The organism is Salinicola sp. NYA28a (genome assembly GCF_976982775.1).
This window is the reverse complement of record NZ_OZ334582.1, coordinates 2,659,547-2,671,480: the sequence shown is the minus strand read 5'-3', so window position 1 is coordinate 2,671,480 and position 11,934 is coordinate 2,659,547. Positions and strand designations below refer to the sequence as shown.

Below are 11,934 nucleotides of genomic sequence, written 5' to 3'. Positions count from 1 at the left end.
CGTCATCGACGGCATTCCATCATTCGGGCTCGCGGTAGAAGTTGAATTCGCGTGTCCGCGCCGTCCGCTCCAGGGTAGCCATCCAGCCCGGTGAGATGCTGCGGTGATGGAAGAACAGCGCGCCGTGGGTGATGTCGGGAAGGGTACCGTTGAGCGCACGGCGCGCCACGTCTCTTGCCGCCGCGTATTGCTCGGGCTCGGTGGCTTCGTCGGGGCGGCCATCGCACCACCACGAGAACTGGCACTGCCCGGTCTCCGAGCCTTGCTGGACGATGTCGCACAGGCTCGATGGAAATTCCGGATTTCCCAGCCGGTTCATGATCACGTTGGCTACCGCCTGCATCTCGCGCTGATCGGTGCCCTTGGCTTCCCAGTAGATCGATCTCGCCAGGCAGGTAATGGCGTCGTCGAGCGGTGCCAGGCCGCGAGGGTCGACCGCCTCCGTGCCCGCTGGTGTCAGTCGTGCCGCGTCCGGGGCCGGTTCGATCTTGTCCGTCTCGACGACGCGCTGTTCGAGCTGCTCGGCTTTCTGGCGGGCGATCTCGGCTTTCGTCAGTGGCGGTTCGGCCAGTGCCGACGCGCCTTGCAATAGCAGACCCGTCAGCAAGAGAGCTCCCGTCAGGCGCCGATATCGATCAGATGGCCTGATCATCGCTGCCGATCGTCTGGATGACCTCGAAGCCTTCGAACTTGGGCGGCCCGAGATAGAGACCCTCGCGGCGGCTCTGGCCGGCGTTGGCGTGGGCGGCACGGAAGGCCTCCGAGTGCGTCCACGCCTCGAAATGCTGGCGGGTGCGCCAGAGGGTATGGGAGGCGTAGAGAACGTGATCTTCCTCCGCCGGACCGCGCAACATGTGGAATTCGACGAACCCGGGCAGCCCCTGAAGATGCGTTTCGCGCTCCAGCCACAGCGTCTCGAACTCCTCGGTGCGTTCCGGATTGACGCGAAAGCGGTTCATGGCGATGAACATGAGTCGACTCCTGATTGGGAAAACCGGCGCCCGGCGGCGAGGGAGCCGTATGAACGAACCGAACGAACGACGTCGCCGCGCGTTTTCGGACATGACCGAGCAACATTGCCAGCATCCGGTGGCAAAAGTCGAGCCGGCAAATGGCGAGTCGGGTCCGTTGACGTCCATGCGAGTTAGTGGACTAATCGAGGCAACAGTTCCCGCTCCCGGTCATCATCCATGGATATTCCGCACCAGCGCCTGGTCTACTTTCGCGTCACGGTCGAATCCGGCTCGTTGCGCAAGGCGGCGGCAAGGCTCGATATCGCCCCCTCGGCAGTCAGCCGACAGATTGCGCTGCTGGAATCGGCCTTCGGGGCGCCATTGCTCGAGCGCACGCCGCGAGGGATCAGGCCCACGCCCGTCGGTGAAATGGCACTGGATTATTGCCGCAGGCGAGGGGAGCTGGACGACGATTTCATCACGCGGCTGGAGGCCTATCAGCGCCTGGAAACCGGTACGATCTCGCTGGTCGTGGGCGAGGGCTTTATCGACGACCTGATCGATGCGCCGCTAAGAGCCTTCGCCGAGCGCTACCGCGGGATACGTCTCGACATCGAGCAGGCCGGCACCGACGAGATCATCGAGTCCGTGGTCGAGGATCGGGCGCATATCGGGCTGATGTTCCATGAGCGAGTGCATCCGCAGATCCGCTTCTGGGCCTCCAGCGGGCAGCCGCTGCTGGCGATCTGCCCCGTCGATCACCCCCTGGCGCGGGAGGCGCATCCGGTCTCGCTGCAACGGCTCGGCGAGATGCCCATGGCGCTGTGGAACACCGGGCATGGTGTTCGTCGGCTGGTGGATCAGGCCTTCGTGCAAGCGGGGCTGCGTCCGCAAGTCGCCGTGGAAACCAACTCGATGGCGGTGCTGCGCCGCGCCGTGGTGGCGGGAATGGGGATCACGCTACTGCCGCGCTTTGCCGTCGCTCGTGAACTGGCCGAAGGGAGTGTCGTCGCCGTTCCCGTTGCCTCGATGCTTTTCCAGAACTCCCAGGCGCACATGATCACTCGGGTGGGTCGGCGTCAGCCTGAGGCCAGTCTCAAGCTGCTGCGTCATCTGAGCGCCTGGATGCAGGCATTCCGCTCGCCCGGCGATCCTTGACTGCCCGGTGTCGGCGTCGTTCGGGTCGTATCTAACGTTGCTCGAAGCGGAGTAGCGTCCCCAGTACGCCGGACGCGATGTCGGCCTGGGTCTCGCTGTGACGGTGGTAGTCGATGCCCTGGCTGTCCCAGCAGGCGATCGCCGCATCCAGGTCTCGGCAGGTAAGCGTAAGCGCCACGGCGCGCGGCGGTTCCGGTTCGATATCGCCGAGGGTCGGGAAGGTCGCCGCCAGTGTCTGGCGATCGAGCAGGTGACAATCGCCCTTGTGGGTATGGATGGTCCAGGCGGTGTCGCTGCCGCGGACCGAGCTGTCGCCGTGAATGCGCCGGAAGTGCTCGATGTCGTAAGCCGGGTCGTCGCTGACGTACCAGACATCGGCGATCGAGGTTGCGGTATTGGCATGAGCTTCCTGCGTCGGATCGACACGAAACAGCTCGGGGCGCAGTTGCTGGCAGAGGAACTGGGTCAGAAAGGGACGTTCCGGATCGTGCAGCATGTCCAGCGCCACGCTCACTTCCTCGTTGCGGCCGCCGGGCAGATGCGCCATGCGGCGGAAGATGATCGGGCACGCCTCGGAAAATCCCCGTGCCGCCACCAGAGCGTGATCGCGCTGGATGCTGTCGCTGTCGAGCGCCACCATGGCGATGCCGTCACCCACCGTGATCAGGCGCGCCTCGATCAGACGACCAAACTGGAAACCGTTGTCGTCCTGATAGTCCAGGCATTCCGGGCGACCGATGCCGATCAGCTCGATGAAGTTGTTGCTGAAGAACAGCAGATGGTTGTCTGTGCCCCAGGGGTGCCGGTGGCGCGAATTGACGTTGAAGCCGAGATCTCTCGCCGCCTGGGCGGCGTGATCGAGATGATTGACCGCCAGTAAGGGGTGATCGATGCCGAAGCTCATGAGCCTTTCATCCGTGGTGTGGTTGTCTGCAGTATTGCCCAATATCGGAATTCCTGAAGGCAGGGTACGGGATAAGCCTTCGGTTTTCTCACCTCAGCGCCGCCATGGCGCGGTCGATGTCTTCCTTCGTGTTGTGCCAATGCGGCGAGATCCGCACCAGGGCGCCGGCGGTCGGCAACCTGACGTTCAAGGGTTCGGCGGCGGTATCGCATACCTTGGCAACGATGCCGGCCGCATCGAGCTTCTGGTGAATCTGTAACGGTGCAGCGTCCGGCAGGTGGATCGTGGCGATGCCGCTTTCCGGCCGTTGCAGCAGCGGCCGAAACCCTCGTTCGCGGGCCAGCTCGTAGACCCGCTCGGTCAGCGTCGTCAGATGTTCGCGCAACGCCTCCAGCGTGATCTGCTGCAGTTCGTTGATCGCCGCTGTCAGCGCGACCTGATTCATGATCGAGACGTCCGAGGCATCGAAGCGCCGCGCCTGGGGGAGGTCGAGAAAACGCTGGGTTTCCCGGTCCAGCCGCAATCCCGCCAGTTCCGGCGCCGGGTTGGGATGCATCATGGCCACTGCCGGCTGGCTGACGTAGAGCAGCGCCATGCCGCGGGGGCCACGGAGCCACTTGCGAGTGGTGGCGACCAGTACGTCGCAGCCGAGCCGGCGCACATCGACTTCAGTCTGACCCAAGCCCTGGGCAGCATCCACGATCAGCGGGCAGTGTGATGGTCGAGGCAGATTCCCCAACGCTTCGACATCGTAGCGACGGCCTTCGATACTGGTCACCAGCGGCGTCAGAATCGCCGCCACGTCCTCGCCGATCTGACCCGCGATCGCCACGGGATCGAACTGACCGTCGGCATCGGTCGCCAGCAGTTCGATATGGCGCGGCGGCTCTCCACCCAGGCGCCTCAGCATGACGATATTCGAAGCCCACTCGCCCGGCGCCACCAGCAGCCGCCGACCGGCGAGATCGAGGCTCCCCACCACCTGCCCCATGAGCTGGGAGGTGCTCGCCCCGAACGCGACCTGCGGTTCAGGGGCCCCGATCCAGCCGGCCAGCCGGGTTCGTGTCGCCTGCAGATCCCAGATGGCACTTTCGAGACGCTGGCGCGGGTAGGCCGCCATCTCCGCTTCCAGCCACTCTCCTAGACGTGCCGAAACCGCCGGGCTTTGCAGACCGACGGAGGCGTTATTGAGATAGCACAGATCGGATGGCTGCACGGGAGTTCCTGCCTTGGCGGTCGGGTTCACCCTGTATGCTGCCGGGGAATCGCTACCCGCGCCACCTCAATGGGTGCGAATCGAGCAGGATGCCTGCCTCGTTCCAACGAATTCGGGGCAGGCGGGCGACCGAGGCCGCCCGGAACCGATTATTCGTGGCCGCTGCCGTAGCCCATGGCGACGCTGGCTTCGACGCCGGTCTCGACCCAGACGCTCTGCGGTACGGTGTACTCACGCAGACCGTCGAGGCCGCTGGAGCGGCCAAAGCCGCTATCGCGGAAGCCACCGAAGGGCGACATCACGTTGATCGCCTTGTAGCTGTTGATCCAGACGGTGCCGGCGCGCAGTTGGCCGGCGACACGATGCGCCTTGGCCGGGTCCTGCGTCCATACCGCGCCGGCGAGTCCGAAGCGGGTGCCATTGGCGAGACGAATGGCGTCGGCTTCGTCATCGAACGGCATGGCGACCACGACCGGGCCGAAGACTTCCTCGCAGGCGATCTCCATCGAGGCATCGACATCGGCGATGACCGTCGGCGCGAGATAGTAGCCGTCGGCGCCTTCCGGCAAGCCCAAGGGGCGCGTACCGCCGGTGACAACGCGAGCGCCAGCGGCCCTGGCGCGCTCGATCATGCCGGTGACGTGCTCGAACTGGCGCACATTCTGCAGTGGGCCCATGCGGGTGGCTTCGTCTGCCGGCAGGCCGACGGTGATCTGGCTGGCGGCGCGGCCGACGCGTTCGACCACGGCGTCGAAAACATTCCGCTGGATCAGCAGCCGCGACCCGGCCACGCAGCTCTGCCCGGCTGCGGCGAAAACTGCCGCCTGCGCACCCGCCACGGCATCGTCGAGCCGGGCATCGTCGAAGATGATATTGGCCGATTTGCCTCCGAGCTCGAGCACGCTGGGGACCAGCCGACGGGCGCCAGCTTCGGCGATCAGGCGGCCGCTGTCGGGAGAGCCGACGAACACTAGCTTGCTGATACCGTCGTGGCCGGTTAGTGCCGCACCGGTGGTCGGGCCGAGGCCGTTGACGATGTTGATCAGGCCTTGCGGCAGGCCGCCGGATTCGAGCAGGCGGGCGATGACGACCGAGGAGAACGGCGTCAGCTCCGATGGCTTGAGTACCACGCCGTTGCCCGCGGCGATCGCCGGTGCCAGCTGCCAGGCACAGGTGAACATGGGCGCGTTCCACGGCGTGATCTGACCGACCACGCCGAACGGCACGTGGCGCACGTAGTTGAGGTGCGAGGTGGGCACCGGGATGACCTCGCCGTGCTGCTTGTCGCACCAGCCGGCGTAGTACTCGAACATTTCGCGAACCTTGCCGACCTCGCCGCGGCAGTCGCGGATCGGCTTGCCGGCGACCACGCTCTCGAGCTGGGCGAGCGCCTCTTCATGGCCCTCCAGGCGACGAATGGCAGCGTTCATGCGGCGGCCGCGTTCGCTGGCAGTCAGCGCCATCCATTCGACCTGAGCGCGCGAGGCGGCTTCGACAGCCTGGTCCAGCAGGTCGGCGCCGGCATCGCGGTAGGTGATCAGTTCGCCGCCGGTAGCCGGATTCGTCAGCGCGATGGCCTCGCCCCGGCCGGCGACCAGATCGCCATCGATCCAGTTGGAGCAGGGCAGCCCTCCGGCTTCCGGCGACAAGCCGAATTGGGTCAGGAGATCGCTCAACGTCTGCCGTGCCTGGATATCCAGTGCATTCATGCGGAGATCTCCTCGTCGCTGGCAGAGGATTGGACGAAATCGATGCCGGCCTGGGCCAGGATCGGTGAGGTGATGTGGTTGAAATCATCGCCGTCAGCAGGTCGCGTCGAATCAGCATGCCAACCTTCGACGACACGCTGCAGCAGTTCAAGATCGAGCTCAAGGCCACTGGCGGCATCGCGCGCCAGGCGCAGGTCCTTGCGCATCAGGCCGCTGGTGAAGCCGGAATCGAAGCGCCCGGAGAGAATCCACTCAGGGAAATTGACTTCGCTGACGGCACTGCGGCCCGAGCCGCTGTTGAGACCGGCCAGACAGGCCGCCGGGTCGACGCCGGCCCTGGCGGCAAGGGTCACCGCTTCGGCGGTGGCGATCAGGTTGGTGGCGCAGAGATAGTTGTTGGCCAGCTTGACGACGTGACCGCTACCCGGCCCGCCCACATGAGTGCGCTTGGCGGACATCGCTTCCAGCATCGGCATGAGGCGCTCGATTGTTGCCATGTCGCCGCCGAGCAGCATGCCGAGCTGGCCGTTCGCGGCCCCCCTGGGGCCGCCACTAACCGGCGCATCCAGCCATTCGAGACCGGCATCGATCACCTTGGCGGCGAGTTCGCGGCTGACCACCGGATCGCTGGTGGAGGAGTCGACGATGACGCTGCCCTTGGGGGCCAGTTCGAGCAGCCCGGGTGACCTTTCGATGACTTCACGCACATGTTCAGAGGTGGGCAGTGACAGAAGGTACACATCGCTGGCCGGCAGGGATTCAGGGTTCACGGTGGCAAGACCCTGCTCGGCGAGGCGCTGGCGCGCCGCTTCGAACACATCGCTGCCGGTGACGTCGAAGCCGGCGCCGTGAAGCGTCAGCGCCATGTTGCCGCCCATCTGGCCAAGGCCAATGACGGTGATTTTCATGAAGCTCTCCTGGATTGTTCTTGGAATGAATCGCTCTGGAATGAATTGCTTCGGTATGGCGAAACCGAAACCGAAACCGAAACCGACGCCGTCGTCACTCGTTCAGCAGTTTCTGCACTAGCGCCTGCCAGTAGGCAACGCCGAACGGGGCGATGGCGTCGTTGAAGTCATAGGCCGGGTTGTGCAGTGCTGCGCTGTCGCCGTTGCCGAGCCAGATGTAGGCCCCCGGGCACTGCTCCAGCATGAAGGCGAAATCCTCCGATCCCATGCTGGGCGCCATGTCACGGTGGACCTTGCCGATACCCGTGAGCGTCTCGAGCACTTCGGCACAGCGCGCGGCATGCTGGGGAGTATTGATCGTCGCCGGATAGCGTGCCTGATAATCAAATTCGGCCTTGAGACCATGAAACTGCGCGGTGGCATCAACGGCGTCGCGAAAGCGCTGCTTCAGCTTGGCCTTGAGTGCCGCATCGAAGCAGCGCACGGTGCCGCGCAGCTCGACCGTCTCGGGGATGACGTTGTAGGCATCGCCGGCATGGAACTGGGTAATGCTGAGCACGGCGGACTGGTGCGGCGGCGTCTCCCGGCTGATCAGCCCCTGCAACTGGTTTGCCAGCTGGCAGGCGGCGAGCACCACGTCCGTACCCAGATGCGGCATGGCCGCGTGACAGCCTTGCCCCGTCAGGCGCAGGGTGAAGACGTCGAAGGCGGCCATGACCGGGCCGTCGTGCACCGCCGCCTCGCCGACGGCGAGCCCTGGCCAGTTGTGCAGGCCGTAGACCGCATCCATCGGGAAGCGCTCGAACAGGCCTTCCTCGACCATCACGCGGCCGCCGCCTTCGCTCTCTTCGGCGGGCTGGAAGATACAGTGAACCCGGCCGGCGAAGTCCGGAGCTTTCGCCAGTGCGCAGGCAGCGCCCAGCAGCATCGTGGTGTGGCCGTCGTGGCCGCACGCATGCATGCGACCCGGTATCGACGAGCGGTAGTCGATATCGTTGAGTTCCTCGATCGGCAGGGCATCGATATCGGCACGCAGCCCGATGGCACGGCCCGGGCCTCGGTTCCCCTCGATGGTGACAACGACGCCGGTGCCGCCGCCCAGGCCGGTGACCGGATCAAGGCCGTGTTCGCGCAGAATCTTGACGATACGTTGGCTGGTGCGGGTCTCCTCGAAGGCGATCTCCGGATGACGATGGAAATCGCGGCGCCATTCGGTCAATGTTTCAGGATCGGGATAGACAGCGGGTTGATTCATGATCTCCTCCGGCAATGGCTCATGATCTACTCGGATCATCGAGTGGCGCGCTCTGCATAGGTTGGGCTTGCAGAGGTGGAATAGGCCGAGCGCGCCGATGAAAGGACGTTTACAGCAGTGTCTGGTTTACAGCAGCACCTGATTTACAGCAGCGCTTGATTTATAGCAGTACCTGGGCCACGACCGCCGAACCGACATAGGTGCCGGTGAATACCAGCAACGAAATGATGATCAGCTTCCAGCCGGTCTGGCGGAACATCGTGAATTCGCGACGGCTGAGCGCCAGACCGGCGTAGGCGAGCACCGGCGTGACGATGGCGAGAAAGTTGACCGCGGCGAGCTGGTCGACGATCCATCCGCTGCCGGGGAAGAACGGCAACGTCATGACGATACTGACCAGCGATACCCAGGCGACGCCGGGCAGATAGAACGGGGCCGCCCGCGTGATCACCAGGCCGATCAGGGTCATGACGTAGAGAATGATCATGCCCGGCAGGGCGTCGATCAGCGAGGCGCCGTTGATGGTGTTGGCGATCCAGCCGACCACGCAGGCCATGGCCAGTACCGCGGCGGTCTTGCCGAGATGGGCCTCGGGGCGTTCTTCACTGGGGAAATCGGCATCATTGCCATTGGCGGCCATGGCGCCGACCGAACTCGTCGCACGACTGCGCCCACCCAGGCGACGATACAGCCATTCAGCCATGGGCAGCGCGATGAACAGCGAGACATAGAGCCCGGTAGCGTAGGTCAGCAGGTTGCTGGCACCGGCGAAGGCGAGCAGGTCATCCGCGAGATCGGGCGCTGCCCCGGCCAGCGCGCCGGAACACGCCGCGACCATGCTGCCGCTGCCCACGCCGCAGGCCATCGCCAGTGCCCGCGGATCGAACCAGTCCAGCGAGGCCAGATAGCCGGCCATCAGCGCGAACCATAGCGTGCCGAACATGGTACCGACGACATACACGCCCATGACGCCGATCCCCTCCGGCCCCTTGAGGCCGTACTTGTCGGAGATGATCGCGATGTTGGGTTCGCGGGCGATCGAATAGGTGGCACCGATCGCCTCCCGCCCCATCTTGAGCACCAATACCGCTACCGGCAACGCGACCAGCATGGTGCCGAGGTTGCCCAGCTCCTGCAGGATCAGGGCAGGGCCGGCGCTGATGATCTGATCGATGGCGGGGCCAATGGTCGAGCCGAAGCGCGCGATGAACGGCATGATCGAGATCAGGATCAGCGGGGTCGCTGCCTGGCTGAGGCTCTCGGGGAGAAATCGCTTCGTCCCGGAGAACAGGTGCGGATTGAGCAGTACGCCGAGAACGAAGGCGTAGAACAGCGGCAGCAGGAGCAGCGTGCCGGGCCCGAGCGGAATCTTGAGAATGCCGACCCATTCGCTGAGCAGTGACAGCACGACGACCAGCAGGTGCAGCCGCCAGTTGAGCAGTTGGGAGAGGGGCATCGATCTTTACCTCTTTGTTGTTGGTGGTGAGGTCATCCACCGAGTATCCAGAGAGAGCGTGATCGAATGAAAGGCGTGAGGTGTTCTGTTTTTTGGATGACTGGAACGGGATCAGCCATTCGCAACGAAAAACGGGGTGAGCCAAGGCCCACCCCGTCAATGCGATCATGATCGCAGCTGCCCGTCGGTTATCGGGCTAGGCGATCACTCTTCCGGCAGTGCGTACACCACGACCTGATCGCCGACCTGATCCTTGAGGATCGTGTTGCCGCCGGCCACGAAAGCGACGTACTGGCGGCCTTTGTACTCGTAGACCGAGGGATTGGCGACGGCAGGCGCCTGGGCCTGGTCTTCCCACAGCTCTTCACCGGTCTCGAGCGAGTAGGCACGCAGCTTGGCATCCATCGATGCGCCGATGAACACGACACCACCCGCGGTCACGGCCGGACCACCGATGGTCGGCGAGCCCCACCTCTCGGGCATGAAGAAGCCGTACTGCTGAGAGGCGCCGACCGGCTTACGCCATTTCACGTCACCGGTATGCATGTCGATCGCCACCAGTTCACCGAAAGGCGGTTCCCAGCACGGCATGCCGAGCCAGTTCATCGCCACTTTCAGGCGCATGCCATAGGGCGCACCTTTCTGGGGGGCGAAACCACTTTCGTTGCCGGAGCCGCTATCGGCCTCTTCGTAGTCTTCACGGTTGTACAGCTTGACGTACTGCACGATATGCGAGGTGTTGACGATGGCGGTCTGGCTTTCGGGATCGAACGCCACGCCACCCCACTGCACGCCGCCCGAGCTGTCCGGGTAGGTCAGCGCACCTTCGCCTTTGGTGGTCGGCGGCGTGTACATGCCTTCGTACCAGAGATCGTCCCACAGGCGCGAGCACTGGCCGCCGCCCACGGCATCGGCGAGGCCCCAGATCTTGGGTTTCTCGGACTGATCCAGCAATGGCGCCGGTTTGGTCGGGAAGGGCTGCGTCGGTGCATAGACTTCACCCTCGACGGTGCCGTCGCCCTGCGGTACCGGACGCTCCTCGATCGGCCAGACATCTTCGCCGGTCAGACGGTTGACCACGAACAGGAAGCCCTGCTTGGTCGCCTGAACCAGCGCCGGGATCTGCTCGCCGTCGACAGTGATGTCCATCAGCGTCGGGGCGGAGTTGATGTCGTAGTCCCAGATATCGTGGTGAACCCACTGGCGGGACCACACGACTTCACCGGTCTCGATATCGAGCGCAGTGGTCGAGGTTGCCAGCGGCGCCTCTTCGGTGCGGTTGCCGCCCCAGTAGTTCGGTGACGGCGAGGAGACCGGCAGGTAGAGCAGGCCGTTCTCGCGGTCGGCGGACATGTGCGTCCAGACGTTGGCGGTACCGCTCTTCTCGCGCATCTCGTCGGAAAGCGCCTGGAACGTCCATTCGAGATCGCCGGTCTGGGCGTCGAGCGAGAAGATCGTTCCCGGCGGCGCCTGTTCGTAGGCCCAGTCCATGCCGGCCCAGCCGAGCATCAGATGGTCGCCGACCACGGTCGGTGGCTGGAGCACGGAAAGCGGCCACTCGGCGTGGGTGTCGTTCCACTGGTTGACGTTGAGCACGCCGTTGTCGGCGAAGCCCTTGCAGAGTTCGCCGGTATCGGCATCCAGCGCGAACAGCTGCGCGTCCATGGTGCCCATGTAGACGATCTTCTGGCACGGTTCGCCGGCGACCGGATTTTCGGCTTCCCAGTAGGAGACGCCGCGGTTCTTCAGCACCGGCTGGGTCAACGCCTCGCGCGAGGATTTCGTGTCGAAGCTCCACTTCTCTTCGCCGGTGCCCGGGTCCAGCGCAATCAGACGATAGAAGGGCGTACCGATGTAGATCGTGTCGTTGGCGAAGACCGGGGTCGCCGACCATACCGTCGCCGGGATGTCGCCGGAGCCGTCGGAGATATCGCCGGTGTGGTACTCCCAGACTTTCTCCAGTTCGCCGACGTTATCCGCCGTGATCTGGTCGAGCGGGCTGTACTTCTGAGCGTTGAGCTGACCGTGGAAGCTGTCCCAGGTCGGCTTCTCCGGCACCAGCGGAATCGGCGGCCGGTTGGCATTCTCCTGGTCGCTCGAGCCCGCGACGCTGACGTTCTGTGACCCAGAACTCTGGGAGTCAGAACTCTGGGAGTCAGAACTCTGGGAGTCAGGACTTTGGGAATCAGAGCTCAGGGAGTCGGACGACGACTGAGCGTCGCTCTGGCCCGATGTCTGGCTGGCGTCGGCTGGCTGATCCTGGGCGAACAGCGGGACCGGGGCGAGCAGTAGCGCCAGTGCCGTGGCGGTCCCCAACCGCTGTGCGGTGAGTTTCAGTGCAGGCACGGGCATTTGGGGCAAGGAAGTTGGCATGA

At 64.6% G+C, this 11,934-nt stretch carries 10 protein-coding genes; 1 reads left to right on the top strand and 9 read right to left on the bottom strand.

The features are described 5' to 3' along the window. Positions 1 to 19: 19 nt before the first annotated feature. A complete protein-coding gene (locus tag ACWHY3_RS11960) occupies positions 20 to 607 on the bottom strand; it encodes a cell wall hydrolase (protein WP_256961191.1) in 588 nt (195 codons plus the stop codon). A 28-nt stretch (positions 608 to 635) separates the two neighbouring features. After that, complete coding sequence (locus ACWHY3_RS11955) at positions 636 to 971, bottom strand: antibiotic biosynthesis monooxygenase family protein (protein ID WP_087718894.1); 336 nt, start codon at positions 969 to 971, stop codon at positions 636 to 638. 219 nt (positions 972 to 1,190) lie between these two features. Between ACWHY3_RS11955 and ACWHY3_RS11950 the strand changes: the two genes are divergently transcribed. Further along, positions 1,191 to 2,111, top strand: a complete 921-nt coding sequence (locus tag ACWHY3_RS11950) for a LysR family transcriptional regulator (RefSeq protein ID WP_087718895.1) — start codon at positions 1,191 to 1,193, stop codon at positions 2,109 to 2,111. 31 nt (positions 2,112 to 2,142) lie between these two features. Here ACWHY3_RS11950 and ACWHY3_RS11945 read toward each other — a convergent pair whose 3' ends face one another. The 7 genes from ACWHY3_RS11945 to ACWHY3_RS11915 form a co-directional block, all read right to left on the bottom strand. Continuing rightward, a complete protein-coding gene (locus ACWHY3_RS11945; protein WP_143543260.1) occupies positions 2,143 to 3,057 on the bottom strand; it encodes a VOC family protein in 915 nt (304 codons plus the stop codon). Positions 3,058 to 3,103: 46 nt separating this feature from the next. Further along, a complete protein-coding gene (locus tag ACWHY3_RS11940; protein ID WP_448126632.1) occupies positions 3,104 to 4,231 on the bottom strand; it encodes an aminotransferase class V-fold PLP-dependent enzyme in 1,128 nt (375 codons plus the stop codon). 149 nt (positions 4,232 to 4,380) lie between these two features. Continuing rightward, complete coding sequence (locus ACWHY3_RS11935; protein WP_087718898.1) at positions 4,381 to 5,940, bottom strand: aldehyde dehydrogenase family protein; 1,560 nt, start codon at positions 5,938 to 5,940, stop codon at positions 4,381 to 4,383. Continuing rightward, positions 5,937 to 6,848: an NAD(P)-dependent oxidoreductase gene (locus ACWHY3_RS11930; protein WP_087718899.1), complete on the bottom strand. Its 912-nt coding sequence runs from the start codon at positions 6,846 to 6,848 to the stop codon at positions 5,937 to 5,939. The genes ACWHY3_RS11935 and ACWHY3_RS11930 overlap by 4 nt, the downstream gene beginning before the upstream one ends. 94 nt (positions 6,849 to 6,942) lie before the next feature. Further along, positions 6,943 to 8,103, bottom strand: coding sequence for a M20 aminoacylase family protein (locus ACWHY3_RS11925; RefSeq protein ID WP_087718900.1), 1,161 nt, complete (start codon positions 8,101 to 8,103; stop codon positions 6,943 to 6,945). A 160-nt stretch (positions 8,104 to 8,263) separates the two neighbouring features. Then, positions 8,264 to 9,559 (bottom strand): DUF3100 domain-containing protein, encoded by a 1,296-nt coding sequence (locus ACWHY3_RS11920; protein WP_087718901.1) that lies wholly within the window; start codon positions 9,557 to 9,559, stop codon positions 8,264 to 8,266. Positions 9,560 to 9,763: 204 nt separating this feature from the next. Continuing rightward, positions 9,764 to 11,932: a pyrroloquinoline quinone-dependent dehydrogenase gene (locus ACWHY3_RS11915; protein WP_332779559.1), complete on the bottom strand. Its 2,169-nt coding sequence runs from the start codon at positions 11,930 to 11,932 to the stop codon at positions 9,764 to 9,766. Between the last annotated feature and the right edge of the window lie 2 nt (positions 11,933 to 11,934).

What these genes read in the sequence shown, in the direction of transcription:
- ACWHY3_RS11925 (WP_087718900.1), bottom strand. Translation starts at nt 8,103, where the DNA reads ATGAATCAACCCGCTGTCTATCCCGATCCTGAAACATTGACCGAATGG.
- ACWHY3_RS11955 (WP_087718894.1), bottom strand. Translation starts at nt 971, where the DNA reads ATGTTCATCGCCATGAACCGCTTTCGCGTCAATCCGGAACGCACCGAG.
- ACWHY3_RS11935 (WP_087718898.1), bottom strand. Translation starts at nt 5,940, where the DNA reads ATGAATGCACTGGATATCCAGGCACGGCAGACGTTGAGCGATCTCCTG.
- ACWHY3_RS11920 (WP_087718901.1), bottom strand. Translation starts at nt 9,559, where the DNA reads ATGCCCCTCTCCCAACTGCTCAACTGGCGGCTGCACCTGCTGGTCGTC.
- ACWHY3_RS11915 (WP_332779559.1), bottom strand. Translation starts at nt 11,932, where the DNA reads ATGCCAACTTCCTTGCCCCAAATGCCCGTGCCTGCACTGAAACTCACC.
- ACWHY3_RS11930 (WP_087718899.1), bottom strand. Translation starts at nt 6,848, where the DNA reads ATGAAAATCACCGTCATTGGCCTTGGCCAGATGGGCGGCAACATGGCG.
- ACWHY3_RS11950 (WP_087718895.1), top strand. Translation starts at nt 1,191, where the DNA reads ATGGATATTCCGCACCAGCGCCTGGTCTACTTTCGCGTCACGGTCGAA.